23 protein-coding genes are annotated in these 25,222 nt (G+C 70.2%); 1 reads left to right on the plus strand and 22 read right to left on the minus strand.

The features are described from left to right. Positions 1-4 precede the first annotated feature (4 nt). The 19 genes from JM664_RS10750 to JM664_RS10840 form a co-directional block, all read right to left on the minus strand. Positions 5-2,323: a phage tail protein gene (locus tag JM664_RS10750; protein ID WP_227419895.1), complete on the minus strand. Its 2,319-nt coding sequence runs from the start codon at positions 2,321-2,323 to the stop codon at positions 5-7. Beyond that, positions 2,320-4,977 carry a hypothetical protein gene (locus tag JM664_RS10755; protein ID WP_227419896.1) on the minus strand — a complete coding sequence of 886 codons (2,658 nt, stop codon included), beginning with the start codon at positions 4,975-4,977 and terminating at the stop codon, positions 2,320-2,322. The genes JM664_RS10750 and JM664_RS10755 overlap by 4 nt, the downstream gene beginning before the upstream one ends. Further along, positions 4,977-7,481, minus strand: coding sequence for a putative baseplate assembly protein (locus JM664_RS10760; RefSeq protein WP_227419897.1), 2,505 nt, complete (start codon positions 7,479-7,481; stop codon positions 4,977-4,979). The genes JM664_RS10755 and JM664_RS10760 overlap by 1 nt, the downstream gene beginning before the upstream one ends. Positions 7,482-7,483: 2 nt before the next feature. After that, positions 7,484-7,861, minus strand: coding sequence for a GPW/gp25 family protein (locus JM664_RS10765; RefSeq protein ID WP_227419898.1), 378 nt, complete (start codon positions 7,859-7,861; stop codon positions 7,484-7,486). Beyond that, the gene (locus JM664_RS10770) at positions 7,858-8,202 is read right to left on the minus strand and encodes a hypothetical protein (RefSeq protein WP_227419899.1); all 345 of its coding nucleotides are present in this window, start codon (positions 8,200-8,202) and stop codon (positions 7,858-7,860) included. Before JM664_RS10770 ends, JM664_RS10765 begins: the two co-directional genes overlap by 4 nt. Further along, positions 8,199-8,768, minus strand: coding sequence for a phage baseplate assembly protein V (locus JM664_RS10775; protein WP_227419900.1), 570 nt, complete (start codon positions 8,766-8,768; stop codon positions 8,199-8,201). Before JM664_RS10775 ends, JM664_RS10770 begins: the two co-directional genes overlap by 4 nt. 1 nt (position 8,769) lies before the next feature. Beyond that, positions 8,770-9,873 (minus strand): hypothetical protein, encoded by a 1,104-nt coding sequence (locus JM664_RS10780; RefSeq protein WP_227419901.1) that lies wholly within the window; start codon positions 9,871-9,873, stop codon positions 8,770-8,772. Next, positions 9,873-10,142, minus strand: a complete 270-nt coding sequence (locus JM664_RS10785; protein ID WP_227419902.1) for a hypothetical protein — start codon at positions 10,140-10,142, stop codon at positions 9,873-9,875. Before JM664_RS10785 ends, JM664_RS10780 begins: the two co-directional genes overlap by 1 nt. Positions 10,143-10,151: 9 nt before the next feature. Then, positions 10,152-10,826 (minus strand): hypothetical protein, encoded by a 675-nt coding sequence (locus JM664_RS10790; RefSeq protein WP_227419903.1) that lies wholly within the window; start codon positions 10,824-10,826, stop codon positions 10,152-10,154. Next, positions 10,826-11,020, minus strand: a complete 195-nt coding sequence (locus JM664_RS10795; protein WP_227419904.1) for a hypothetical protein — start codon at positions 11,018-11,020, stop codon at positions 10,826-10,828. Before JM664_RS10795 ends, JM664_RS10790 begins: the two co-directional genes overlap by 1 nt. 4 nt (positions 11,021-11,024) lie before the next feature. Next, complete coding sequence (locus tag JM664_RS10800; protein WP_227419905.1) at positions 11,025-13,103, minus strand: ATP-binding protein; 2,079 nt, start codon at positions 13,101-13,103, stop codon at positions 11,025-11,027. Then, a complete protein-coding gene (locus JM664_RS10805) occupies positions 13,100-14,275 on the minus strand; it encodes a DUF4255 domain-containing protein (RefSeq protein WP_227419906.1) in 1,176 nt (391 codons plus the stop codon). The genes JM664_RS10800 and JM664_RS10805 overlap by 4 nt, the downstream gene beginning before the upstream one ends. Positions 14,276-14,285: 10 nt before the next feature. After that, positions 14,286-15,122: a hypothetical protein gene (locus tag JM664_RS10810; RefSeq protein WP_227419907.1), complete on the minus strand. Its 837-nt coding sequence runs from the start codon at positions 15,120-15,122 to the stop codon at positions 14,286-14,288. Then, positions 15,119-15,916, minus strand: a complete 798-nt coding sequence (locus tag JM664_RS10815) for a hypothetical protein (RefSeq protein ID WP_227419908.1) — start codon at positions 15,914-15,916, stop codon at positions 15,119-15,121. Before JM664_RS10815 ends, JM664_RS10810 begins: the two co-directional genes overlap by 4 nt. A gap of 44 nt (positions 15,917-15,960) precedes the next feature. Further along, the gene (locus JM664_RS10820; RefSeq protein ID WP_227419909.1) at positions 15,961-16,485 is read right to left on the minus strand and encodes a phage tail protein; all 525 of its coding nucleotides are present in this window, start codon (positions 16,483-16,485) and stop codon (positions 15,961-15,963) included. 19 nt (positions 16,486-16,504) lie between these two features. Continuing rightward, a complete protein-coding gene (locus tag JM664_RS10825; protein ID WP_227419910.1) occupies positions 16,505-18,928 on the minus strand; it encodes a phage tail sheath C-terminal domain-containing protein in 2,424 nt (807 codons plus the stop codon). Positions 18,929-19,199: 271 nt separating this feature from the next. Beyond that, positions 19,200-19,544 (minus strand): DUF3140 domain-containing protein, encoded by a 345-nt coding sequence (locus JM664_RS10830; RefSeq protein ID WP_227419911.1) that lies wholly within the window; start codon positions 19,542-19,544, stop codon positions 19,200-19,202. A 62-nt stretch (positions 19,545-19,606) separates the two neighbouring features. Then, positions 19,607-20,038 carry a hypothetical protein gene (locus tag JM664_RS10835; RefSeq protein WP_227419912.1) on the minus strand — a complete coding sequence of 144 codons (432 nt, stop codon included), beginning with the start codon at positions 20,036-20,038 and terminating at the stop codon, positions 19,607-19,609. Then, the gene (locus JM664_RS10840) at positions 20,035-20,400 is read right to left on the minus strand and encodes a DUF6152 family protein (protein ID WP_227419913.1); all 366 of its coding nucleotides are present in this window, start codon (positions 20,398-20,400) and stop codon (positions 20,035-20,037) included. Before JM664_RS10840 ends, JM664_RS10835 begins: the two co-directional genes overlap by 4 nt. A 219-nt stretch (positions 20,401-20,619) precedes the next feature. Between JM664_RS10840 and uvrA the strand changes: the two genes are divergently transcribed. Beyond that, complete coding sequence (gene uvrA / locus JM664_RS10845; RefSeq protein WP_227419914.1) at positions 20,620-23,481, plus strand: excinuclease ABC subunit UvrA; 2,862 nt, start codon at positions 20,620-20,622, stop codon at positions 23,479-23,481. On the opposite strand, the gene JM664_RS10850 is transcribed toward uvrA, so the two are convergent. The 3 genes from JM664_RS10850 to xth are packed head-to-tail and all read right to left on the minus strand — an operon-like array spanning position 23,482 to position 25,200. Further along, on the minus strand, positions 23,482-23,997 hold the full coding sequence (locus tag JM664_RS10850) for a hypothetical protein (protein WP_227419915.1): 516 nt from the start codon (positions 23,995-23,997) through the stop codon (positions 23,482-23,484). Between the two features lie 53 nt (positions 23,998-24,050). Further along, entirely contained in the window at positions 24,051-24,380 is a 330-nt protein-coding gene (locus JM664_RS10855) for a hypothetical protein (RefSeq protein ID WP_227419916.1), read from the minus strand. Positions 24,381-24,420: 40 nt separating this feature from the next. Continuing rightward, on the minus strand, positions 24,421-25,200 hold the full coding sequence (xth, locus tag JM664_RS10860) for an exodeoxyribonuclease III (RefSeq protein ID WP_227419917.1): 780 nt from the start codon (positions 25,198-25,200) through the stop codon (positions 24,421-24,423). Positions 25,201-25,222: the final 22 nt, after the last annotated feature.

A 25,222-nucleotide genomic window follows, 5' to 3' on the forward strand; every position in this document is an offset into this window, starting at 1 on the left:
TCCCTCACGTCACCAGCAGCACGAGCGGGCGCACGCCCACCGGATTGAACTCGCGCAGCCGTATGTTCAGGTTGATGAGCCTGTGCGCCTCGAGCAGGCTCGCGTAGGCGCCCATCTGGTCGTCCTCCGCACCGCGGTGCGTCACCGCGAAGTCGGTGCCGCGGGCGAGCTGGCAATAGCCGGGCTGGCCATGCCGGATGCTGGTGAAGACGATGCGCGCGCCGGAGACGCAGGCATGGTTCGGCGGCAGGCGATCGCCGTCGCCGGAGAAGCGGCAGTGCTTCAGGCAGCCCTTCTGGTGGTTCCAGACGGTGAGGCGATGAACGAAGATGCCGCCCGAGCCGCGCGCCTCGCGCACCCGCACGCGGCCGAGGACCGTGACGTTGCGGACCCAGAGCGGCGCGGCGTAGTCCTCCGTGGCGGGGCCGATCGCGGGAGTCGGGCCCGGCGGATCGTCCGGCCCGTCGCCGGCGTCGACGATGCTGTCCTGCAGGTGGAGGACGTAGCCGTCGTCGATGGCGAGCGGTCCCGCCACCGTGCGGCTCAGCACGATGTCGGGCGTGGGCTCGAAAGCGTCCTCGTCGTCGCTGTCGGCGAAGCCGTAGCCGTTGGCGAGCGCCATCGCCTGCCGGAAGGGCGCTCGGCTGCCGTCGCGCATCTCGTGGCCGCCGGGGTCGAGGGTGCAGTCCCGCAGTTCCAGCCGCGCCAGCGCCGCGCGGGCGACGAGCGGCCCGTCGGCCGGCGCGAAACCGTCTGCGGCGGTGACAAAGAGGCCCTGCAGATCGACCGAGACGAAGATCGCCTCCGGTGCCGCCGGATCGGCCGGGCGGAACGCGAGCGGCGTCGCCAGCCGGATCACCGGGCGGGCGGCGCCGCCGGCGCGGATGGTCAGCGGATGCGCCAGCCGCAGCGACAGCGTGCCGCCCTCGTTCAGCGCGCCGGGCAGGACGGAGGGGTCGAGGTCGTGCAACAGGCTGTCGCGGATCTCGACGATCAGCGGCCCGGTCTCGTCCTGCAGGTTCGCCAGCGCGTCCTGCAGGCTCGGCGCTGCGGGGTCGAGGCCGTCGACCACCCGCAGCTCGGCCCCCGGCACTGGCTCGGGATCGGCCGAGCCGGGATGTGCGCCGACGCGTCCCACGCTGCCGTAGGTGTAGCCGAAGAAGACGCGCGGGCGGGGATCGGTCGTGGCGTCGGAGACCAGCGCGTCGCGCTCCGGAGCGGTGGCCACGCCAACGAGGACGCGGCCGATGATCGGGTCGATGACGAGGTCGTGCGCCATCAGGTCGAAGCGCAGGCCCGTCTCCCACGCGCAGAGATTGGCGCTGCGGACGCGCCAGTCGACGCCGTCGAGGATCGACTGCGGGACGTAGAGCTGCAGCCCCACGTTGCCGAGGTCGAGCCCCTCCGGCCCGTCCGCCGTCTCCTCAAAGCTGTCCACCGAGAGGTAGGCCGAGGGATTCCCGGCCTCCGACGTGCTTTCCAGCCGCGCGGGCAGGATCGGCGCCGCAACCGCGTCCGGCGCCGTCAGGCGCTCGAGTCCGGTCTCCGGCTCCGGCTTCTCCCAGACGTTGAAGAGGCGCACCGGCCGGTCGAGCGGGTCGAGGTCGAAGCGCAGCGCGTAGCGCGCCCGACCGCTGCCACCTGGTGGCCCCAGATCTTCCCATCCCTTGAGCAGCGGGCGCGTCACCGGCAGGCGGAACGGCGCGAGCCGCCAGAGGTGGATGGCGAGGTTCGGCAGGTTGAAATGTTTCGCCCCGTCGTCGGCGCGCTTGACGTCGGGCGTGTAGGCGAATGGGTCGAACGCGGTGCCGATCAGCGACAGCATCGCCGGGTCCCGCACCGTCACGGTGCCGCCGCGCCGCGGCGTGAAGCGGGTGATGTCCGGCGCGCCGTAGGGCGGGCGGCCGCCGGCGTCGGGGCGCTGATGGTTGAGGTGCTGCGCCCAGGCGAGGTTGGGGAAGAGTTCGACTGCGCGGCACGGCCAGCCGGTGAGATTCGCCGCCAGCCGCTCAATGGCGCCCAGCGTCCCCTTGCGGCGGCGCAGGGCGATGGTGTCGGCCACGTCGGCGCGCAGCGTCCGCGGTTCGCCCTTGAGGTGCGTGGTGCCGAGGAGGTCCGCGATGTAAGGGATCACCCAGTCGTCGCAGGTCTCGATGAAGAGGTCGGCGTAGAGCGCCTCGATGTTCTCGTGCAGCGCGCCGAAGACATGCTCCACCGCACGGAGGTAGGCCGCGAGCTGGCCCGGTGGCAGCTGTTCGGCGTCGCGGACGCGGTAGATCTCCGGCAGCCGCTCGTAGAGGGGGACGCGCTTCATCTCGGTCATGCGCATTCCTCCACGGCAGGCGGCGCCGAGTGCAGGGTCAGAGCGCCGACCTTCAGCGCCAGCAGTTCGTTTGCCGCGGGCGTCAACTGCGCCGCGAGCGTCCTAGGCGCTGGCGGCAGGACCAGCGGGTCATCCGAGCGCGACGCGGCAGCGGAGAAGAGTCCCAGCGCCGTCACCTGCGCCCAGGTCACACCGTCGACCGTCTGGGCCACGGCCTCGATCCGAGTCGCGTATTCGCGCCCGCCGAGCCGCCGTGCCCGCAGGGCGAAGAGCCCGTGCCTGTCCGCCTCCTCAGCGTCCATCGGCGCCAGCGCGGCGATCAGCGCCGCCTCGACGTCGGCCTCGACGAAGCGCCCGTCGAGGCCGTAGCGCAGGTCGATCCAGACCTGCCGCAGGAACGCCTGCTCGACCGTCAGCGCAAAGCGGTTCGGCCCGCGGCAGCGCTGGTAGGAGGCGATCATCTCGCGCACCTCTTCGAACTCGTCCTCGCGCCCATGCTGCAAGAGGACTCGCAGCACGACGCCTGGCACCCCGTCGGCGATGTCCCACTGGGCGCGAACGCGGGCGACGCCGGGGATCGTCATCATCTCGTGCTCGTAGTCGGCGAGGCTGACGAGGCGGCCCAGCGACTGCACCTTGCCCGGCGCCGCCTCGCGCGCATTCTCGGAATCCTCGCGGTCGGTGCCGCCGAAGACGCCCTCGGGCATCTGCAGCTTCTTCACCTCCGGGATGCGCTCCCCGGGGTTCGGCGTGGCGTCGGGCTTGAGCGGCCCGCGCGCGCCGCTGCCGGTGCGGAACATGGCGCTCACGTTCCCCACGCCCGAGGGCAGCCGCGCGCCGGTGCGGCCGTCGCCAAACTGGACCCAGCTCACGCCGTCCGCGTCCTCGCGCACGACGTAGACCTGTGCGTCGAGCGGCTGGCCGAAGAGGCTCGCCACGCGTCTCCAGAGCCGGTTCTCCACGTAGACGCTCAGCTCGGGGACGTGCGGCGGCGTCGCTCCGGGCGAGATGTGGTAGGTCAGCGGCTTCGGCAGGCGGAACGTCTGGAAAGCGGCGCGGGCGTCGCCGTTGCCCAGCACCTCGGTCGGGACAGCCTTGCCCTCGTCCACGTCGACCAGGTTGCCGAGGACGGTGATCGCGCCCGTCTCCTCGTCGAACTCCTCCTTGCGGAAGATGGCGGGCGGGGCGTCGAACGACAGCGGCCAGAGCTTCGGGTCGCCGGTGCCGGAGAAGTCCGCCGCCTCGTCGATGCAGGTCAGCGTCTGGATGCGCCCGTCCGCCTCGTCCCAGAGCGTCAGGCGGCGGTTGGCGATCTCCTTCGCCTCGGTCGTCGTGCCGTAGAAGGCGAGCGCCTCGGTGCCGGTGGTGAAGTTGCCGCCGTAGGCGTGGGCGCGGCGGCGGAGGCCGATGGCGGGGCTGGTGACCTCGTGGATGCGGTAGTCGCGCACGTCCGCCTCGGCCGAGTAGAGGCCCGAATGGCTGACGAGAGGCGCGTTTATGGTCACGACGGTCAGCGGGCTGGTCTGCGAGGCGTAGCCCAGCGACGTCGCCCGCAGGCGTGTGATGCGGCGCAGCACCGCGAGATCCCGGACGCTGCTCGAATACCGGATGCGCGTCGCGACGATGACGTCGGAGCGCACCGCGAGGTCCTGCACTTCCTGGTCGAGCGGGATGTCCTCGGCCGGGACGCTTTCGCTGAGGCTGAGGTTGGCGCAGGCGTGGTTCGGGCGGACATGGCGCTCGTAGCCGGTCGTCTTCTCCTTCGCGCCGGCGATCTTGCCGCTCTCGATGACGTTCTCGGTAAAGGTGGCCGGGGCGGCATGACCGAAGTGGCGGAAGGTGCGGCCGAGCCGGTAGGCGGTGGCAGGCGCGCTCCAGCTCTGGTCGAGCGGGGTTTCGAAGGTCACGATGGTGCGGTCGAGGACGGTGCGCACCTCCTTCACCTTCACCACCTGCGGCCGCTTTTGATCGCTGGTGAAGCTGGAACTGTGTGTGGACCAGGCGGGCGGCGCCGACAGGATCATCAGCCGGTCGCCCGGCTGGAGGTCCAGCGCCGCGATGGCGGACATCGTCGTCGCGCCGCCTGCGGAAGCGATCTCGATCTCGGTGGCGTTCGACGGGATGGCGGAGAAGTAGGTGCGCTTGCGGTAGAGGCGGAAGCGCGAGAGGTGCGGCCAGGCGACCAGCTCCGTCTCGGTCTGGAACTCCGCCGGCTGCTTGCTCTCCTCTAGGTCGGCCTTGAGCGGGAAGCCGGCCGGAACGGTGACGGGGCGACTGCCCTTCACTTCGAACGCGACGGTGCCGCGCCCGCCGAGGCCTGGGGCGAGGCGATAGCCGGTGAGGCGGACAAGGTCCGCGACGCTCTCGCGCCAGGCGGCGGTGCGCAGGAACGCCTCGTTCGCATAGCGTTCCTGATAGAAGCTGAGGATGTCGCCGAGGATCGCCGCGCCCTCGACCAGGGCGATGGCCGGATCGTCGGCGCCGCAATGCGTCCAAGCAGCCAGCGCGACCTCGCGGTCGAGGTGGCGCAGCATCGCCTCGACCATGTCGGGGTAGGCGCCGATGCGGTAGGCGATGCGGTCCAGCGCCGGGCGGTTCGCCGGACGCCGCGGGAAGAGGAAGTCGTCGGTGACGAAGGGCTCGCAGTCGGCCATCACTGCCTCCCTCCGCGCAGGTCGAAGGCGATCGAGCCGCGCTCCATGTGGTCGGGGTCGTTGCGGACCAGCACGATCTCGTCGAAGCCCATTTCCAGCACCTCGGGCTCGGGCAGGCCGGGCGTCGCGGCGTCGAAGCGCTTCATGCCGATGGAGACGACGTGCTCGACGCCCGCCACCTCGTGCACGCGGGCCGCGATCCGGCTGCGGTGCAGCGCCTCGCCGAAGGTCCACTCGTCGACGTTGAAGAAGCCGGGGCGGCCGTCCCAGGTCCAGCCGTCGGAGAAGGTCTGCTCCAGCTCGCCGCGCACGTCCTCTGGCCAGGCGTCGGGGCGCAGGCAGAGCCGCACCTCGATCTTGAGCGGCACGAAGCGGGGCGGGCGCAGCTCGATGTCCTCGCCGATCAGGCGGACGGCCTCCAGATGCGCGGCCAGCGTCGACACCAACTCGTCGTCCAGCTCGGTCGTGCCGACGGGATCGACCACCAGCCGGACGGTGCGCCAGCTGCCGGTCCAGGCGTAGGAGGCGACGGCGCGCTGCACGCCGGGCACCTCCTCCGCGCGGGCGATGTAATCGGCGAGCGTCACCGCGCGGAGTTGGTGCGCGCGGTAGGCCTCCGGCGCGTTGCGCAGGATCTCGGCCACCGGCTCGGGGTCGCGGCCGTCGGTCACGTCGAACGGGTTCGTCACCGCCTCGATGGCGCCCGCGAGCGCGCCGCCGAGGGGGGCGAAGCCGGTGATCGCGTCCGCGCCGACGTTGCCCGCCTGTCCGCCGCCCACCTGGTAGATCGCGTGCACGACCGCGCCCGACGGCAGCAGCCGCCCGTTCACGCCGTTGCCGAAGCGCAGGACGCTCTCTTGCCGTTCGTCCGTCTCCACCACGAAGTGGTCGCCGTTTTCGGCGCTGTCGTCGCTGTGGACGAGGCTCGGCACCTCGTCCCACTCGTTCGTCGCGCCGCCCGGCTCCTCCACTGTCACGATCAGGGTCGAGCGCGGGGGCACCCGGCCGCCGGGAACGATGGGCAGGTACGCGAGAGGGCTCAGCTCGTGCGGCAGCGGGCAGAGCACGGCCCGCGTCTCGCCGTAGAGCACCTGCCGGGCGAAGTGGCGGTGGATCTCGGCCGGACCGTCCTGCGGCAACGGCGTTCCAGGCTCGTGGAAATGCGCGATGGCGGGCAGGCCGTGGTGCAGCGTCACGAGGTTGCCGTAGAAGGCCGAGATGCCCTCGACCGGTCCGTCCGGGCAGAGCGTGGTGAAGGCGTAGTCCCGCCGGAGCGCGTCCTCCTCGCGCCAGCGTACGCGCACCACGTCGCGCCCCTCCAGCGGGTCGTGGATGAGGGTCGCCGGCGGCTCGAGCCTCAGCACCTGCCGGGCGCGGCGGTCGTAGCCGGCGCGACGGCCGGTCAGCGGGTTCAGCTCCTCGGCGACGAGCAGGCGCGTCAGCGTTCCGTCGTCGACCGCATCCCGAAGCTCGGCCACGGTGATCGGCGATCCGGCGGGCAGGGCGAGGTCCGCGCCGGTCGCGCCGGCGGGCAGGGCGGGCTGCGCACCGGACCAGCTGTGCAGCTCGAAGCGGTTGAAGCCGGGGGCGAGGACGGTGCGCCCGTCCGGCGGCAGCCGCGTCTCCCGCGTGGCGAAGGCCACCGTGTCGCCTTCCGCGTCGGGACCGCCCGCCCATGCGACGAGGTCCTCGCCGAGCGTGAACGGCGCCGTCCCGCCGGCCACCGTGACGCGTCCCCAGGTTGAGGACTGCTGTCCCTGGTGGATGTGGTAGTCCATCAGCCGGGCGTGACGCGCGAGCGAGACGCGGCTGCGGGCGCTGCCGAAATAGGCCTCGTTCATCACCCGGTCCTGGTAGTCCGAAAGCTCGTCCGCCGCGGCGGAAAAGAGGCCGATCAGCACCTGGTCGAAGTCCGCCTCGCTGGTGGCCCGCCAGCCCGGCACCCGGTCCATCATCGCCGAGATCAGGACGTGCCGGAACGAGTCGTAGTCCTTGGCGAGGTAGTCGATGACCGGCGTGGCGGGCCTCGGGCGCCCCTTCTCCCACGGCGGATCGCAGTCGTTGGTGAAGCAGCCGGGGCGAAACTTGAAGTCGAGGCGGGCGAAGAACGGGTCGATCCGCGCGGGATCGAAGACCAGCTCCAGCGTGTAGGTGGAGTAGTCGCCGACGGGCTCCAGCACCAGCACCACCGCCTCGGGCACCGGCCCCGCCTCGGCGTGGATGCAGCGCACCTCGCCCGCGCCGGGGCCCGCGCGCACGCGGTGGCCGCCATGCACGGCGAAGATGTCGCGCGGCTCGGTGCCGCCGGCGATCTCCGCCAGAATGTCGGCGACGTGCAGGTCGTTGAAAAGGTGCAGCTCGACCCGCGCCTGTCCGGGCGCGGCGGGCGGCTCGAACGAGACCAGCGCCGCGCGGAGGCCGTTGAGGTCCGCCGCGAAGAGGTCGCGAGCGCGCTCGTCCACCGCGTCGAGGTTCCGGATGGGCTTGAGCGTCTCCTGCCACATGGCTACTGCCCCTGCCTCTGGAAGCGGAGGAGGCGGCTGTCCTCGCTGCCCGCCGGGCGGAACTTGACGAGGATGTCGATGCGCTCGCCCTCGAACTCGACCTCCAGCGCCTCGACCGTCAGCCGGTGGCCGAGCCAGCGCGACAGCGCCTGCGAGATCCGCGCCTTGGTCACGCCGCGCAGCACGTCCGACGCGGGCTCGAACACCAGCCGCCGCACGCCGCCGCCGAACTCGGTCAGGAACGGCCGCTCGCCGGGGTTCGTCAGCAGGAGCTGCAGCACCTCGTCGCGCACGTGGTCGGAGTCGCTCGCCGGCGTCACGCTGCGCCCGTCCGCGCCGATGCGGAACGGAAAGGCGATATGACGCCCGGCGGAGGTCAAAGCCCCTTCGCCTGCTGCTGGGTGTAGGAGACGGTCGCGGGGCCCTGGGGGATCTGCTCGGCGCTGTAGCAGAGGCCTACGCTCGACTGCAGCAGGACGCCGATGCCGTTGACCGTGGTCTGGGTCGCCGCGGCGGTCCAGCGGACGGTGACGCAGGGCTGCGGCTTTGTGCCGGCGGGGATCGGCACCTGAAACGGGCAGCCGCTGACGGTGTGGATGTCGGTCTCGAGGCAGACCGGGCTGCCGTCCGCCTTGACGCTCGACTGGCTGGTCGAAAGCGAGACGGTGCCTCCGTGGGGGCACATGACCGTGGCGGCCGTGTTGATGATCGGGATCGTCATCCGCCCACCTTGAAGGCGTCGTTCACCAGGCTCGCGCCGGCCGTCGTCACCTTCACCATGCCGTCGTTGATGTTCACCTCGCTCGAGGTGAGCTTGATCTTGCTCTGGCCGATGGAGATCGTGATCTCGCTCGAGCCGATGACGATCTCGGCGCCGCCCGGATGGACCAGCTTTATCTCGTCGCCGTCCTCGTCGAGGAGGAGCTGGTGCCCGGCGCTGGTGGCCAGCAGGCGGGCGAGGTTGCCGTCGGGCGTCGGGCGCTGACCGTCGGCCCACCAGCAACCGCTCCAGATCGGGCGCGAGAGGTCGCCACCCTCGAATTCGATCCAGACGCCGTCGCCCACCTCGGGCATCAGGGCGAGGCCGTGCGAGGCGCCGGCGAAGGGCAGGCACGGCAACGCCCAAGGCGAGACCTGATCGCCGAAGACCGCCGGCACGTCCGCCTTGATCCGCCCCAAGCCGTTGGGGTCGTCGATGTCGTTCACGAGGCCGCGGTACTTGCCGAAGTAGCGGGTGCGCTGGAACTCGCTGACCCGCTCGAGGATGCTCTCGAAATCGCCGTCCATCTCAGAATACTCCGCCGAGGAAGGGCAGGCCGCCGCCCGGGTCGGAGACGGCGTTGCGCCTGGCCTCGATTTCCTGCGTGTAGACCGACGTGTTGATCCGGTGCGTGACCTTGCGGATCAGCCAGTCGCCCGAGTAGGGCGTGTCGCCGGCCTTGATCGCGATCGTCCTGTATGGCGCGAGGACGGCGTCGTAGCAGCCGGGCACCACCTGACCGGTCATCTTCAGCGAGTAAGATGCGTGCCGTGCCTGCGCGTCGGTCTCGCTTTCGGGATCCTCGCGCGTGTTCTCTTCGGGCGGCAGCTCGCGCAGGGCGCTCTGGTCGTCGGAGACCTGCGGCAGCCCGCCCAGCAGGTCCTGGTCCTGCGCCGACCGTTCGGCCGAGACGACCTGCTGGTCCGAGATCCTGAGGCTCCAGCCGCGGGTGCGCTCCTGCCCCTCGCTGTCGTCGTCGAAGGTGGCGCCGGTCAGGTTGCGCTTGTCGCCCAGAAGGACGAGGGGCGGCAGGCTGGACCGCGACGTGTCGGGCGGGCGGAAGCAGCCGACGCTCTGCGACGGCGCCTCGCCCGGCAGGACATAGGCGAGATAGCCGTTGACCTTGGCGAGCTCGCGGACGAACTGGATCGGCGTGCCGCGCTTGACGGTGATGGGCTGCGCGCCGGATGTCGGCAGCACGTCGGTCGAGGTGATGGTTGAGAAGCGGCCGAACATTTCGGTCGCGAGGTCGGAGTCCAGCCTTTCCTCGAAGACCTCTGTGGCTTCCTCGCGGTTCATCAGCACGCTGTCGTCGCGCACGACGAGGTTCACGACGCTCTCGCCGGGACTGGCGCTCATCTCTGCGGTGACGCCGGCGACCGGCCCGTCGATCAGCGGCACGAACGCGCCCTTGCCGAGCTGCACCTCGATGCGAAAGCGCGAGAAGGGCTGCGCGAAGTCCCGCGCCTGGTTCTTCCAGTGCCCCTTGTCGTCGAGGCAGAGGACCATCCGGACCCGCGCCTCCCACGCCATCTCCATCTCCTGCTCGACCGTGATCTCCTCGACGCGCTCGAGCTCCTCGACCGTCGCCGGGCGGTCGCCGAAGAACATCCTGAACGCCGCGCCCGCCATCAGGACCTCGGAACCATGATCGTGCGAAGCACTCGGGTGACGAGTGTCCGCGAGTCGCGCGCGCTGTTGGCGTCGGCGATGTGCCAGAAGCGGGTGCCGTCGTCGAAGCGGGCCTGCGCGATCAGGTCTAGACGGTCGCCCTGCTGCACGACGTGCGGATCGGCCGGAGGGGCGGGCAGACGGCGCAGGCGGATCGCCACGGTGCGGCGGCCGGCGACCTCGACCTCGTCTCGGGGAACCTTCGCGTAGCGGGATGTTTCGAGAAACATGGCGGGACCTCAGATCGGGATCAGCTCGACCACCTGCTCGGCGGTATTGGCGAGGTTGGCGATCGCTTGCGCCTCCTTGGCGATGTCGGTGAATTCCTGCGCGCCCCGCGCCAGCCAGTCGTCGGAGCAGGCGTCGACCTTGACGACCGAGATCTCGAGGTCGACCTCGGCGCGGACGGGGTTCAGCAGGTTGTCGTATTCCAGCTCGGCGATCTTCATCGAGTCGATGCGCACAGGGTGCAGCCGGGTCAGCCCCCAGATGAAGAGGATGCGCGGGAAGGCCTGCCGCGGGATCGGCTGGGTCGGCGGCTCCTCCTCGCCGCCGAGGCCCAGCGCGTCGCCGATGGCGTCGACGGCGGCGCCGAGGAGGCCGGCGATCTTGCCGCCCGGCAGCACCATCTTCTCCAGCGCCGCAAGCTGCGGCCCGATGCCAAATGTGCGCGCGAGGAACTTGTCCTCGTCGAGCGCGTCGGCGGCGGAGAAGTGGGCCTTGAGCGTGATCTTCTCGTACACCGTCTCGCCCGCCTGGCTCTGCTCGCGGTCGTTGGCGGCCTGCGGGCGCTGCGGGACCACGAAGGTGCGGTTCAGCGCCTCGGGGTTGAACTGGAAGATCACCACGTTCGGGATCGGCCCGATCAGATCGGTGCCGTACTCGATCAGCGCGCCACGCAGCAGGAACGGCATCAGGCGTCTCCTCTCCGCTTGCGAACCTCGTCGACGACCTGCCGTGCCACCCGGTCGGCAAGGCCCTTCGGCGCCACCCGCGGATGCGCCACCGCCCGCTCCAGCGCGCCGGGCAGCTCGCGCGTCAGCCGCTGCGCCGCCTCGGGCGCGAAGCCCTTGAGCGTCAGGTTCAGCGCATCGAGCTTCAGGCGCATCGCGTCACTCCCTCAGGTGCTCGCCGTAGCGGCCGAACTGGTCGAGGCTGACCGCCCGGCCGAGCTTGTCGAACTCGTCCTTCACCGCGCGCACGACGGCCGGCATGGCGAGCACCGGCGCCTCGCCCTCGCGCGCGCTCTGCAGGCAGGCGTTGAACACCGCCGAGCGGATGTGCCCGCCCGAGAGCGGGATGCGGTCGGCGAGAAAACGCAGGTCGAGGTCCGAGGTGTCGACGCCCGCGGGCAGCACCGCCTGCCAGATCCGCAGCCGCTCCTCGGGGCCAGGCAGGGGGAACTGCACCATGTAGCGCAGGCGCCGCATGAACGCCTCGTCGAGGTCCTTCTTGCGGTTCGTGGCGAGGATCGCCATGCCCTTGAACCGCTCCATCCGCTCCAGCAGGTAGCTGACCTCGAGGTTGGCATAGCGGTCGTGCGCGTCCTTGACCTCCGTCCGCTTGCCGAAGAGCGCGTCGGCCTCGTCGAAGAACAGGATCACGTCGGCGGCGTCGGCGGCGTCGAAGAGGCGGCGCAGGTTCTTCTCGGTCTCGCCGATGTACTTGTTGACCACCTGGCTGAGGTCGATGCGGTAGATCGGCATGTCGACCGCGCGGGCGATGGCCTCGGCCGCCATGGTCTTGCCGGTGCCGGGCGGGCCGGCGAAGAGGGCGGAGAGGCCGCTCTCGTTCCACGCCCGCGCGGTGCCCCATTCATGGTGCACGCGGGTCAGCGCTGCGCTCGCGGCCACGATCTGGCGCACCTGCTCGGCCTGCCGCGCGGGCAGCATCAGCTCGTCGAGGTCGAAGCGCGGCGCGACGGGCTGCGCGAGGTCGCCGAGGTCGAGATCGGCGCGGCAGGCGGCGAAGAGGTCGTGCGCCTCGGGCGGGTGCTCCAGAGCCCGCACGGCGGCGGCGATGCGCGAGATCGTGCGGCCCTCGTAGCGGAAGCGGCGCGCGCACTCGGTCAGCGCGCGCCGCCCGACCTCGCCGGCCCAGACCGCCGGCAGCTCGCGGCGCCAGCAGGCGAGGCGCTCGTCGTAGGAGGCGGGAGCGAGCCGGACCCGAGCCAGCGTAACCTGCCTCGGCAGCTGCGCCACCGGGTCGCCGTCGTCCATGCCGACGAAGATCACCAGCGGCAGCCGGGAGAGCCGTGCCAGCGGCAGCTCGGCCGCCGCCACGAACGGCAGGAAGAGCGCGTCGCCCCTGAGCCACGCGGTCACCATGGCGGACGCAAGCGCGGCGGCGTTGGCAGCACCCGTCGGCTCGACCAAGGCCATCCCGAGAGAGCGAGCGATGGCCGCCGCCGTCTCGGCCCGCGGCGCGCCGGCTGTGCCGGAGATCGGGACGACGCTGGCGCGGTCGGTGGCGCGCGTCTTGAGCCGCGCAACGGGCAACTCCAGATCCTCGCCAGCCTTGGCGGCCGGTGGCACCGGGCGGAGGCCGCGCGGTGCGGGCGGCGAAAACAGGAGCTGCGCCGCGACGGACGGGGCGACGCGGAGCGGGCTGTCCCATCCGGTGGGGGCGGGGTCCAGCAGGCCGTGCGCCACGAGCGGATGCGCCGGGTCGAGCAGGTCGATCGCCTCGTGCGGCGCATCCCACAGCCTCTGGAGCAGCGACAGCGTCGGCTCGCTCGCCCCGCCGTCGAGACAGGCGGAGACGACGGAGCCGCGCGCGCTGTCCACGACGCCGCCGAGCGCCAGCGCGAGAGCGAGGCAATCCACCTCGGAGAGGCCCAGCTCCCGCGCCAGCCAGCCGAACGAGCCGCGCGCCGGAGCGGCGGCGGTGGGTGCGGGCTCTGCGATCCGGCCGCTGAGCCACGCCGCCGTGGGGTCCGCGGCGAAGAAGGCGTGCCGGTCGGCGTCGTGGCGGCCGAGGTCGAGCGCGGTCGAGAGGGCGTCGTTCGCTGGCGGCAGCACGCCAGGCTCGTGCGCCGCGCCCTGCGGCGCGCGCTCGTGCCAGAGCCATGCGATCTCGCGCCTGAGCCGCAGCGTAGACTGCGCCAGCCAGTGCGCCGCCAGCCTGTCGTCGACCCGCAGCTCCGGCTGGAAGCCGAGCGGCGCGCGCGTCTGACCGGCGGCGACGTTCATGTCAGCACCACGGTCGGGCTGGAGCGTGCCTGCTGGCCGTTGACGCGCAGGATCACGAGGTAGGTGCCGGGGTCGAGCGCTCCGGCCACACCCGGTACGTCGAGCTGCTGCTGGCCTTCGTGGCTGGTCACCGTGTCGAAGGCGTGCACGACCGCGCCGTCCTGCTGCATGGCCACGAGCACGTCGTCGTCTTCGCCGCCGAGCAGGAGGCCGGTGATTTCCAGGTCCGCCCCGTTGAGCGCGGCGCCGGTGACGACCGGCCGCAGTCGACCGGTCACCAGGTTCGACGAGCGGAAGCGCCCGCCGGGACGTGGCTCGCGCAGCCGGATCGGCAGCTCGCCCGCCGAGGGGCCGAGGCCGGAGGCGATGCGCCCCGCGCCGCCCGGACCGGGCTCCAGCCCCTCGACCTCGACTGCGAGGCGGTCCGGCCACTGGCCGGTCACGCGCAGCACCTCGTCGCCCAGCACCGCCTCCAGCCCCGCGAGGTGGAGTTCATCCCCGTAGAGCGTAATCGTTTGGCCGGGCTCGAAAGCCGCCGGCTCCACCCGATCGAGCCGCGCGCCGAGCGACGGGATCACCGCGATGCCGCGGCCATCGAGGCCGATTTCGCTTGGCGGCGTGGTTGTGTAGTCGACGCCGACCAGCAGCGCGTAGTTCGGCGGCTCGGCGGGAAGCAGGAGAACCGGCCGCACCTGCACCGCGACGGACAGGCGGTAGGTTTCGTCCGCGCCCTGCATGAGCTTCGAGAGCAGGTCGGGCGAGCTCTCCTCGAAGGTGATCTTGAGCGGCTCGGGGTTCTGCTCCAGCGCCGACTGCACGGGCGCATCCACCATCGGGTCGAGCCGCAGGAAGTTCAGCTCGTGCAGCGCCGTCATCCCTTGGCCCAGCAACTCGTGTGCCTCGGGGCTGTCGCTCTGATCGTCGGTGTCGAAGGCGGTGAGCAGGTAGCGCAGCGCGAGCCAGAGCGGGGGCGGGCCGCCGTCGAGGCTGACGTTGCGCAGGCTCGCCTCCTGCGTCGTCTCGTACAGAAAGAGGTTCAGCTTGGCGCCGCTGTCGGTCTGCGTGGCGACCTCGGGCTTGCCGACCGAGACGGCGTGGCCCCGCCTCATCAGGTGGTCCCGCAGCAGCATCGTCACCGCCCCGATCGCCCGCTGGGAATCCGCCCGTGCCATCCCGGCCTCCTCACGGTATCAGGAATCGGCGGCGGAGCCGGTTCGGCGACGGGGGCGGCGGGGCGCGTCGGCGAGGCTGCGGCGCGGACGGCGGCGGCGCGGCGGACGCGCTTGCGGGAGGCGGCGAAGCAGGTGGCGCCTCGACGGTGAGGTTGATCGTGCCGATCTCGATATCGACACGCTCCTCGACCGGAGCTGGCGCCACAGCTCGCTCCCGCGGCTCGCGTTCGGGGCGCGGGGGGGCGCGCGTCACGACCTCGACCTCCGGCGCGTCGGGGGAGGGCCGGCCTATCCGTCGTGCGGGAATCCGATCCTCGTCTCGCGGCGCCTCATGCTCCGGCACTGGCGTGGTGACGAGTACGGGCGGCTGCCGCGGAACCTCATTTCGCGCCGGCGAATCTGGCGTCGGCTCGGCAGGCGGCCGGTCGTTCGGCGCGACCCATTCGAATACATGCCGCAGCGTCTCGTGCCTCCGGACTTCTTGCCGCGGCGGCGCGCTGGCGACCTCGGGTTGCTCCTGGAGCGCTTCCTCGTGCGGGCGAGCGTCCGGCTGCCGGTCCTCGCGCCGTGGACTCGGCTGGGGCGGGTCGTGTGGCCGCGGAGGCTCGGGACGGGGTGTCGAGCGCTGGCTTGCCGGCGCGGGCGTTTCGGTAATCGCCGCCTGCGGCGGGGCCGGTTGCGGCGGCGTCACTGGCGGCGCGGCGGGCGCGGCCGCGGGGAAGGGTGGAAGCTCGACCTCCGTCGTCACCTCGCTGAGGTCGGGCCCGCCAAGATCGAGTGTCGGCGGACGCGCGATGGTCGCGACCTCGAGGCCGCTTTGCCGGACGAGGCGTGCGAGCCAGCTCATGCCGGCCACCCGTCGCCGTCAAGCGCGAGGTAGCGCCGCCGCCGCCAGGCTGGAATCGCCAAGACCTCGGCCTCGCTCCATCCGTAGCGGCGGGCGAGGCGGTCGACGTCCGAAATCATCCGCGCCTGCGCCCGCGAGAGCGAGGCGAGGAGCACGGCCTCGAGGTCTACCGGGATGCCGGACTGCCGCGCGCACTCGGGGCAGCGCACGTCGATCTCGAAGCAGGAGAGCGGGTCGAACGCCGCCAGCGCCTCGGCCGCGGCGGACCGTTCCTCAGCCGCGAGCGTACCGGAGATCACGAGCGAGGCGAGAAGCGCCGCCTCGGCCTCCGCGCCGTCGGCGTAGGCGCGGCGGCGCCAGAGCCTCTGGTCGGTGCCGCGCGGCCGGCGCAGGACGATCGGGCCGTCCTGCCCCGCGACATCCGTCTCCGGCCGGGCCTCGGCCGCCTGCGCCAGGGCGACCAGCTCGGGGACCGGCAGCTCGACCTCCATCCCCTCGCGGCAGTCGTCGTGCGGACAGCGCACCTCCAGCGGCAGCGACTCCGTCCGCACCGTCTCGGCGTAGATGGCCAAGAGCCCGCCCACCCGAGCGGCGAGCGTCAGGCGCCACACCTCCTCGGGATCCTCGACCGGCGGCTCCGCGCAGGTGGCGAGGACGGCGGTGACCAGCGCGGGTCGGTCGCGGGAGGAGAAGTCGATCTCCAGATCCTCGATCCGACCGATGCCTCGCCAGCGATAGGAGGGGCGGCCGGATCGAAACCCCGGGACGATCGCCAGATCTGTGCGTGCGGACATCGCGGCTGCCTTCCTTTCGATGCCGGCAGGTCGGCGTCAGTGCATCAGGCGCTTGCCGGCACGGGCGCGGTCTCGTCGGGCTCCTTAGTCTCGGGATCGCGTTCCCAGTACTCCAGTTCGAGCTTGAGCGATTCGATCGCCACCGCGTTGGCGTTGGCGTCGAGATCGGGAACGGCGGTGTATTCGCTGACCCAGCAGCGGTGGAGGAAGTAGCGCTTCACCACCTGGCCGCGCTCGTTCATCATCTCGAGCACGACGTCCTTGCGCATGTCCTTGAGGTCCATGCCGGGGTCGCCGCTCGGCGAGTGGATCCTGTTGGCCCACGCCTCGAACTCGGGGTCGTGGGTGATGCCGCGCTCCAGGGTGATGCCCTCGTAGGTGGTGCGGCCTGGGCTCTTGTGGTCGCGGCTGTTGTCGCCGCCGTCGCGGTGCGTCACGACCTCGGTCGTGCGCTTCAGCGCGCTGACCTTCGAGACGCCGAGAACCACGCGCTGGTCCCACAAGAGGCGGAACTTGTAGTTCTTGTATGGGTCGATCCGGTGGGCGTTGGTGATGAAGCCGTTGGGCATTCTCGCTCTCCCTCTGGGCTTAGCTCAGGTCGCCGGCGATCTGCTGGATGGTTATGACCACGAATTCGGCCGGCTTCAGCGGCGCGAAGCCGACCTCGATGTTGACGATGCCGAGGTTGCGGTCGGCCTGCGTCGTCGTCTCGCCGTCGCACTTGACGAAGTAGGCGTCGCTCGGAGTCGAGCCCTGGAAGGCGCCCTGTCGAAAGAGGCCGTTCATGAAGACCCCGACGTTGAGGCGGATCTTGGCCCAGAGCGGTTCGTCGTTGGGCTCGAACACCACCCACTGGGTGCCGCGGTAGAGGCTCTCCTCGATCATCAGCGCGAGGCGGCGGATCGGGATGTACTTCCACTCGCTGCCGAGGTCGTCCGATCCGTCGAGCGTGCGTGCGCCCCAGTTGACGAAGCCCGCCACGAACTGCCGCGCGCAATTGACGCCGAGCTTGTTCAGGACGCCGTTCTCGAGGTCGGTGAGACTCGCGTTCAGGCCGACGATGTTGCGGATGTCGGCCTCGGTGCCCGCCGGAGCCTTCCAGACGCCGCGGGTGGCGTCGGTGCGTGCCATCAGACCGGCGATCGCGCCGGTCGAGCCGACCGCCTTCACCAGACCGCCGTCGTTGAAGAGCACCCTAGGATAGAAAACCGCGGAATGGTCCTTCACCACCGTCGCCCGCATGTTGTTAACGTCGTCGGTGTTCTGCACGACCGCAGGCCGACCCTCGGCGTCGGTCCAGCTGTCGGGGGAGTCGATCAGCAGGAAGGCGCGGCGCGACTGGGCGTAGATGCTGGCCGGACCCCAGAGCGCCCTTCGCTCCGCCTCGGTCATCGCGTGGTCGGCCGGCAGCACGAAGAGGTTGACAAGGTCCACCGGGTCGAGCGCGTGGAAACCCGTCTTCTGCACCGGGTCGCCGACATACTCGGGAAAGCCGGGCGCGCCGCCGTCGGCACCGGTCTGGGTTGCGGCGTTGAACGTCACGAAGTCGCTCGTCCCGTTAGGACCGAGCGTGTACTGCCGCGAGTTCAGCTGGACGAAGCCGTCCGCCGTGCCCGCCTCGGGACCAGCGAACGCGATCCCGCTCGGCGTCTCGTTGAAGGTGCCGTCCTTGGCCAGCACCACGAGGTCGTGGCCGTGTAGCTCGGCGCGGTATCGCGAGCCGGGCGCGTTCGAGATCGCCTGCGAGATGATCTTCAGCTTCTCGCGAACGCCGTCGTTGTTGCCGTTGGCGCTGGACGAGAGGGCGTCAGTCGTAAATGGATCGCCGCCGCCGGTGGTCTGGATGTCGTTCGGCGCGGCGTCGAGCGGAATCGGCGTCTCGCTGCCGATGGTCACGCCGGTGAGGTCGCTCTGGTCCATGCCCGCGAGCGTGTTCAGCGCCGTCAAGTTGCCCGCGTCGTCCGTTAGGCGCACCAGCGAGCCGGTCGGTGCGGGCCGGAAGTCGCTGCGCCGCGCCATCTCGACGCCGCCGTTGTCGACGCCGAGCATCAGCCCGCCGGCGAGGTCCGAAGCGGCGGCCCGGCGCACGCGGACCTTCGCGGTGTCACCGCTCGTCGCGGTGATCCTCAGGAAGCGCTGCCCGCCGGCCTCTGCCGAGGCGTCGAGGCTGACCTCCACCGTCTGTGCCGGAACGAGCGCGGCGAGGGCGTTGTTGATGCGGTCCCGCAGCACGTCCTCAAGGGCGCCGATGTCGCCGATGCCGGCGTCGTTGACGTCGAGCGTCGAGAGGTCCACGGCGACGTAGGCCGAGCCGTTGACCGAGATCTCGAACCGTCGCGCGCCGGACGGGTTGCCGAAGGCGATCAGCCCGTCGAGCGTCGCCTGCACGCCGGCGAGGTCTGTTCCAAGCGGCCGCCGCGCCTCGGAGAAGCCGGGAAAGCTGCCCGCGTTCAGGTCGAGGCCCGCGTCGACCGCGAGCCGGACGAGGGCCGAGCTCTGGGTCACGAAGCTGGGCGCGAAGCGGGGGGAGGTCGGGTCCATCACCAGGTTCTGGTGGACCTCGCGCGCCACCTCGCGGCCGCCCTCCTCCTGAATGACCGTCAGGCTGAAGCTTTCGCCAGGGTTCGGCGTGTTGTAACCGACCTCCAGCCGGACGCCGTTGCCCCAGACGCCCGCCACCTTGGCTGTCGCGCGGAGAACGACGTTGCCCGCCAGGTTCTCGAGGTCAATGCCCGCGGCCTGCGCTCCCGCGCCGGCTAGGCGGACGACGTAGGTGTCGCTGCCGCCGTTGGCGAAGAAGAGGCTGAGGCTCGCCGCCAGCTCGCTTTCGGGGTGGGCGCCGCCGAAGGTGCGGAGGAAGTCCGCGTAGCTGAGGCACCGCACGGGCTTGTTGATCGGACCCTTCTGCGTTCGCCCGAAGAACGCGCCGATCGACGTGGCGACGCCGGTGATCGTCTTTACGCCGCTCGATTTTTCAACGATGTAGACGCCGGGATAGCTGACCTGCACCATGGGGATCTCCCTCGACGTGGGCTATGTCGTGCCCACGCGCGAATGGCGCGCGAGCGGGTGTCGCGGTGGCGCGTCCTGCGCCCGGAGCGGCGTGTCGGGGCTTACGGGGCGTCAGCAGGCCCGGAAAATCGAAGGCCCGTCGGTCCGCGCCTCAACATACTGAAATATCGGCCATAAAATTGGCGCAATCGAACTGCTTTGAATGGGAGGCTAATCCGAATTTGAGATTCGGACAAGCTTTCCTGTCGTGCCGGTTGTGGAGCGGGCCGTGCTATTTGAGCGGGTCGTGCCCCCAATTCATGAGCGAATGGCGCCAGCGGGAATGTTCCTTGTCCTCGGTGGGTCCGCCCTGCGCCGTGTGGCGGTGGACGTAGCCCACCACCTTGTTCATCCAGTCGTGGTCGTCCTCAGTCAGGTCTGCCACCTTCTTGCGCTTGAGCGCGACAATGCGGCGGCCGGACTTGTGGCCGGTGCTCTCGCCGTCGCCGCTGGTGTCGCCGACCGACTGCGACTCCTCGGTTTCCAGCCAGTCCTCCAGCTCTTTTGGCGTCATGTTAGTTGCCTCGGAGAATTCGGCACGGACCTGCTTGCGCTCGTCCTCGGTCCTCTCGGTCATTCGGCGTCTCCCGGTCTGGTCGTGGCGAAGCGATCCGGCGGTCGAGGTGGTTCCCTGTTCCGTCAGGCGAAGGCGATCATGCGTCCGAGGACGAGCACGATTGGCCAGAGGGACAGGGACAGGAGCGCAACAAGCTGTCGACCGTCCGGTGGAAGTTCCGACAACCGCGGATGGGCGGCGATGTTGGCGAGCGCGAGCGCGAGCACGGACATCTTGGCCAGGAACCAGCGGTTCGAGAGGTAATCTGTCGCCTGCGTGATGAAGAGCATCGCTCCGAACGTCACGGCGATGACCAGCCCGCCGGCAGCGTAGCGCCGGAGCCATAACACCGTAGCGTCACCCCGCAGGAGGCGGAGGTCCATGGGCACCACCGCGCCAATCAGCACCGCGAGGCCCAGGATGTGACCCGCGTTGACCAGCGGATAGGTCCAACGCGAGGCCTTGAGGTGCTGTGCAAGCGCCGTCGCTTCGAGCGCGGCGGCGATCTCGTTCAAAGCCGCTCGGGGTAGAGCGGGTATGTCTCGCCGTCGATCACCACGGCCTCGGCCTTCATCCGCAACTCGTTGGGGTCGGCGTGGCGCTCGCCGATCACGGTCATCTCGGTGCCGACCGACAGCATGTTGTCAGTGAGGCCGGCGCGTTCGTTCCGCCACGGCTGCCCGACTTCCACGGCCCAGATTTCGCCGTTGGCCTCGATGGTCAGGACGCCGTGCGGGTTGCCGAGCTGCGCGTGGGTAACAACGCCGGTCAGCTCGAACTGCCCGCCGTCGGTCCAGCGCCAGCCGTGGTGCGCTGCCGCGTGCGTCGCGATGAGCGCCACGGCCGCCGCGATGAAGGTCCTGCGAAGTAGCGTCATGTGAGTCCCTCCTTTGCCTGCCTGAAGCTTAGCCCCCGGCTCGGAGGCGGACATAACACCTGCGTGAGCGGCGTTGCGGCTCATCGCGCAGCGGGCGACAGACGGGCGCTTGGCGCAGGGTGGGCGACGTGCTAGTTGTTCTCTTTACGTTCGACTCTCCCGCGCTGGCGTCCGTCCCCCCGGCGCCTATCTACGAAGATCGTCCCGAACGAGGTCAGAATGGCCGAGCTGAAGCACATCGAAGTTCGCGGTGCCCGCGAGCACAACCTCAAGAATGTCGACGTGGACATACCGCGCGACCAGCTCGTGGTCATCACCGGCCTCAGCGGCTCGGGGAAGTCCAGCCTGGCGTTCGACACGATCTACGCCGAAGGACAGCGCCGCTACGTCGAGTCGCTTTCGGCTTATGCCCGGCAGTTCCTCGACATGATGGAGAAGCCGGACGTCGACCACATCTCGGGCCTCAGCCCCGCGATATCGATCGAGCAGAAGACGACGTCGAAGAACCCGCGCTCGACCGTCGGCACCGTCACCGAGATCTATGACTATCTCCGCCTGCTCTTCGCCCGTGTCGGCACGCCCTACAGCCCCGCGACCGGCCTGCCGATCGAGGCGCAGCAGGTACAGGACATGGTCGACCGGGTGATGGCGATGGAGGAGGGGACGCGCGGCTACCTGCTCGCCCCCATCGTGCGCGACCGCAAGGGCGAATACCGCAAGGAGTTTCTGGAGCTGCGGAAGCAGGGCTTCCAGCGCGTCAAGGTCAACGGCGAGTTTCACGAGCTGGACGAGGCGCCGACGCTCGACAAGAAGTACCGGCACGACATCGACGTGGTCGTGGACCGGATCGTCGTGCGCGACGGGCTGGAGACCCGGCTGGCGGACTCATTCCGCACCGCACTCGACCTCGCGAGCGGCATCGCGGTGCTCGAGACCGCGCCGCGCGATGGGGAGGGCGAGCCGGAGCGGATCACCTTCAGCGAGAATTTTGCCTGTCCGGTGTCGGGCTTCACAATCCCTGAGATCGAGCCCCGCCTCTTCAGCTTCAACGCGCCCTTCGGCGCATGCCCGGCCTGTGACGGGCTGGGGGTCGAGCTCTTCTTCGACGAACGGCTGGTGGTGCCGGACCTCACGGTCAAGGTGACGGACGCCATCGGCCCATGGCGCAAGGGCAAGAGTCCCTACGTGCGGCAGACCATCGACGCGCTGGCGGCGCACTACGAGTTCGACAAGGCGGCGCGGTGGATCGACCTGCCGGAGAGGGTGCAAGAGGTCTTCCTGCGCGGCTCGGGCACGGAGGAGATCCGCTTCCGCTATGACGAGGGCGGCCGTGTCTACCAGGTCAGCCGCCCGTTCGAGGGCGTGATCCCGAACATCGAGCGCCGCTACCGCGAGACCGACAGCTCGTGGATCCGCGAGGATCTGGAGCGCTATCAGAACTCCCGCCCGTGCGGCGTCTGCGAGGGCTACCGGCTGCGGCCCGAGGCGCTGGCGGTGCGGATCGCCGACTTGCACGTCGGGCAGGTGGTGCAGATGTCGATCCGCGAGGCCGCCGCCTGGACCGAGACGGTGCCGGAGCGGCTCAGCAAGCAGAAGAACGAGATCGCCCGCGCCATCCTCAAGGAGATCCGCGAGCGGCTCGGCTTCCTCAACAACGTCGGGCTGGAGTACCTGACGCTCAGCCGCGCGGCAGGCACGCTTTCGGGTGGCGAGAGTCAGCGTATCCGGCTGGCGAGTCAGATCGGCAGCGGCCTGACGGGTGTGCTCTACGTGCTCGACGAGCCGTCGATCGGCCTGCACCAGCGCGACAACGATCGCCTGCTGACGACGCTCAAGAACCTGCGCGACCAGGGCAACACGGTGATCGTGGTCGAGCACGACGAGGAGGCGATCCGCGAGGCGGACTACGTCTTCGACATGGGTCCGGGCGCCGGCGTTCATGGTGGCGAAATCGTTGCCCACGGCACGCCGCCCGAGATCGCGGCCAACGGGGCGTCGCTGACCGGCGCCTATCTCTCGGGTCAGCGCGAAATTGCTGTGCCGTCGGAGCGGCGCAAGGGCAATGGCAAGGCGCTGACGGTGGTGAAGGCGACGGGCAACAACCTGCGCGAGGTGACGGCCAATTTTCCGCTGGGCAAGTTCGTCTGCGTCAGCGGCGTCTCCGGCGGCGGCAAGTCGACCCTGACCATCGAGACGCTGTTCAAGACGGCGTCGATGCAGCTGAACGGCGCGCGCCAGACCCCAGCGCCCTGCGAGACGATCAAGGGCCTGCACCACCTCGACAAGGTCATCGACATCGACCAGCGCCCGATCGGCCGCACGCCGCGGTCGAACCCGGCGACCTACACCGGCGCCTTCACGCCGATCCGCGACTGGTTCGCCGGCCTGCCCGAGGCCAAGGCGCGCGGCTACAAGCCGGGGCGGTTCAGTTTCAACGTCAAGGGCGGACGCTGCGAGGCGTGCCAGGGCGACGGGCTGATCAAGATCGAGATGCACTTCCTGCCCGACGTTTACGTCACCTGCGAGACCTGCGGCGGCAAGCGCTACAACCGCGAGACACTGGAAATCCACTTCAAGGGCAAAAGCATAGCGGACGTTCTCGACATGACGGTTGAAGGCGCGCAGGAGTTCTTCAAGGCGGTGCCGTCGATCCGCGAGAAGATGGACGCGCTCTGCCGCGTGGGCCTCGGCTACATCAAGGTCGGCCAGCAGGCGACGACGCTCTCGGGCGGCGAGGCGCAGCGGGTCAAGCTGTCGAAGGAGCTGGCCAAGCGCTCCACCGGCCGTACGCTCTACATCCTCGACGAGCCGACGACCGGTCTGCATTTCGAGGATGTGCGCAAGCTGCTCGAGGTGCTGCACGAGCTGGTCGAGCAGGGCAACACGGTCGTCGTGATCGAGCACAACCTCGACGTCATCAAGACCGCCGACTGGATCATCGACATCGGCCCCGAGGGTGGTGACGGCGGGGGACAGGTCGTCGCCACCGGCACCCCAGAGGAAGTCGCGGCGGTGATGGGCAGCCACACCGGCCATTACCTGAAGCCGATGCTGGCGGCGCGGAAGGTAGCGGCGGAGTGATCAGTTGCCGATCCCGCTGTCGGTAAGCGCCGGCGATCCGGACGGAGGCGAAATGCCGGGCGAGAGGTCTTCGACTTCCTCTGGACCGATGTCCGCGTCGTAGTCGCCGATGCCAGCATCGGCTCCGCCGATCCCGATGTCGCCGAACGGGCGGATCTCGATGACGCGGCGGCTCGCCCTGTCGACCCGGACCGCATTGCCGCCGATGTCGTAGTAGATCGAGTTCTCGTCGGGATCGAGCCCGTAGGTGTCCGGATCGCCGATCTCGTCGTAACCGTCGCCGATCACGCCGCCGACTTCGATGTCGCCGAGGCCGGCGGGACCAAGCGTGGCATCGGCGTCAGGATTGATGAACTCGCCCTGCGAGAAGTCCTGCACGGCCGGCGGATTGGTGACGACGGTGTCGGTGCAGTCGGACACCGTGCCCACCGGACCGGGCAGGCAGGTGTCGAGCGGCTGTGATTTTGCCGCCAGTGGCAGCGCCACGGCGGTCAGGGCTGCGAGGGCGAAGCGCATGATGATCCTCCGTTCTTCGACAGGAAACGCCGGGCGGGACCTGCCGTTCCGCTTCAGAACGCCGCGTTGGTCTCGCCCGTCGCATCCTCGAGGATCTCGAGGGTGTCAGGCCGGACTCGATAGACCCGCCCCTCGACCTCGTAATAGCGCCAGAAGCCGTCGACCGGCCGGAGTCCGTAATAGTCGCTGTTGAGCAGGACGAAGTAGCGCCCGCGCGGCAGCACGTCGCCTATGGCGTAGGGTGCGGGCGTTACCGGCGCGACCAGCAGCTTGGCACCGCCGCCGTGCAACGCGCCGCCGCACCCGGCGCCGGTGTTGGCGGTGGGGCAGGCCTCGGCCGTGGCGGCGAGGGCGATCGCGAGGCTGAGGATCGAGATGCGCATTACGGCAGCAACGGAGACGCGATGCGCAGGTTCCGCAGGGTCAGGCGTCCAGCTCTACCCAGAGCGGCACATGGTCCGAGGGTTTCGGTCCTCCCCGGATGGCGTGGTCGATGCCCACATCCGTCATCAGGTCCGCCGCCTGCGGCGTCAGAAGCACGTGATCGATCCGGATGCCGTCGTTCCGGTCATAGGCGCCGGCTTGGTAGTCCCAGAACGTGAAATGCCCCCGGCCACGATTCCGCGTGCGGTAGGCCTCGGTCATGCCGAGGTTCACGATCCGCCGCCAGGCGTCCCGCGTGGCTGGCAGGCCGAGCGCATCGCTGCGCCAGGCATCGGGCCGGGCCGCGTCTTCGTCCAGCGGGATCACGTTGTAATCGCCCGCCACGACGGCCGCCTCCTCGTCCGCCAGCAGGTCCGTCACGCGCCGCTCCAGCCGCTCCATCCAGCCGAGCTTGTAGTCGTACTTCGGACCGGGAGCGGGATTGCCGTTCGGCAGGTAGAGGCAGCAGAGGCGGATCGCCCGGCGCCCGACGACCGTTGCCTCGATCCAGCGCGCCTGCTCGTCGTCGTCCGCGCCCGGCAGGCCGCGCGAGACGTCCTCCAGCGGCAGCTTCGACAGGATGGCGACGCCGTTGAAGCCCTTCTGCCCGTGCGTCTCGACATTGTAGCCGCGCTCGTCGAAGGGCTCGCGCGGGAATGCCTCGTCGACGCACTTGATCTCCTGCAGCATGGCCACGTCTGGCTGCGACTCGTCCAGCCAGTCTGCCAGCGCCTGACCGCGCGCGCGGATCCCGTTGATGTTGAACGTTGCGATCTTCATGTCCGGCCCTCCGCGCGCCCTA

The organism is Roseitranquillus sediminis (assembly GCF_016918935.1).
Taxonomy (GTDB): Bacteria; Pseudomonadota; Alphaproteobacteria; order Rhodobacterales; family Rhodobacteraceae; genus Roseitranquillus; species Roseitranquillus sediminis.

What these genes read in the sequence shown, in the direction of transcription:
- JM664_RS10855 (WP_227419916.1), bottom strand. Translation starts at nt 24,380, where the DNA reads ATGCGCATCTCGATCCTCAGCCTCGCGATCGCCCTCGCCGCCACGGCC.
- JM664_RS10770 (WP_227419899.1), bottom strand. Translation starts at nt 8,202, where the DNA reads ATGACGATCCCGATCATCAACACGGCCGCCACGGTCATGTGCCCCCAC.
- JM664_RS10785 (WP_227419902.1), bottom strand. Translation starts at nt 10,142, where the DNA reads ATGTTTCTCGAAACATCCCGCTACGCGAAGGTTCCCCGAGACGAGGTC.
- JM664_RS10810 (WP_227419907.1), bottom strand. Translation starts at nt 15,122, where the DNA reads ATGAGCTGGCTCGCACGCCTCGTCCGGCAAAGCGGCCTCGAGGTCGCG.
- JM664_RS10840 (WP_227419913.1), bottom strand. Translation starts at nt 20,400, where the DNA reads ATGACGCTACTTCGCAGGACCTTCATCGCGGCGGCCGTGGCGCTCATC.
- JM664_RS10760 (WP_227419897.1), bottom strand. Translation starts at nt 7,481, where the DNA reads ATGTGGCAGGAGACGCTCAAGCCCATCCGGAACCTCGACGCGGTGGAC.
- JM664_RS10820 (WP_227419909.1), bottom strand. Translation starts at nt 16,485, where the DNA reads ATGCCCAACGGCTTCATCACCAACGCCCACCGGATCGACCCATACAAG.
- JM664_RS10755 (WP_227419896.1), bottom strand. Translation starts at nt 4,977, where the DNA reads ATGGCCGACTGCGAGCCCTTCGTCACCGACGACTTCCTCTTCCCGCGG.
- JM664_RS10815 (WP_227419908.1), bottom strand. Translation starts at nt 15,916, where the DNA reads ATGTCCGCACGCACAGATCTGGCGATCGTCCCGGGGTTTCGATCCGGC.
- uvrA (WP_227419914.1), top strand. Translation starts at nt 20,620, where the DNA reads ATGGCCGAGCTGAAGCACATCGAAGTTCGCGGTGCCCGCGAGCACAAC.
- JM664_RS10750 (WP_227419895.1), bottom strand. Translation starts at nt 2,323, where the DNA reads ATGACCGAGATGAAGCGCGTCCCCCTCTACGAGCGGCTGCCGGAGATC.
- JM664_RS10790 (WP_227419903.1), bottom strand. Translation starts at nt 10,826, where the DNA reads ATGCCGTTCCTGCTGCGTGGCGCGCTGATCGAGTACGGCACCGATCTG.
- xth (WP_227419917.1), bottom strand. Translation starts at nt 25,200, where the DNA reads ATGAAGATCGCAACGTTCAACATCAACGGGATCCGCGCGCGCGGTCAG.
- JM664_RS10775 (WP_227419900.1), bottom strand. Translation starts at nt 8,768, where the DNA reads ATGGACGGCGATTTCGAGAGCATCCTCGAGCGGGTCAGCGAGTTCCAG.
- JM664_RS10830 (WP_227419911.1), bottom strand. Translation starts at nt 19,544, where the DNA reads ATGACCGAGAGGACCGAGGACGAGCGCAAGCAGGTCCGTGCCGAATTC.
- JM664_RS10800 (WP_227419905.1), bottom strand. Translation starts at nt 13,103, where the DNA reads ATGAACGTCGCCGCCGGTCAGACGCGCGCGCCGCTCGGCTTCCAGCCG.
- JM664_RS10825 (WP_227419910.1), bottom strand. Translation starts at nt 18,928, where the DNA reads ATGGTGCAGGTCAGCTATCCCGGCGTCTACATCGTTGAAAAATCGAGC.
- JM664_RS10805 (WP_227419906.1), bottom strand. Translation starts at nt 14,275, where the DNA reads ATGGCACGGGCGGATTCCCAGCGGGCGATCGGGGCGGTGACGATGCTG.
- JM664_RS10850 (WP_227419915.1), bottom strand. Translation starts at nt 23,997, where the DNA reads ATGCGCTTCGCCCTCGCAGCCCTGACCGCCGTGGCGCTGCCACTGGCG.
- JM664_RS10780 (WP_227419901.1), bottom strand. Translation starts at nt 9,873, where the DNA reads ATGGCGGGCGCGGCGTTCAGGATGTTCTTCGGCGACCGCCCGGCGACG.
- JM664_RS10795 (WP_227419904.1), bottom strand. Translation starts at nt 11,020, where the DNA reads ATGCGCCTGAAGCTCGATGCGCTGAACCTGACGCTCAAGGGCTTCGCG.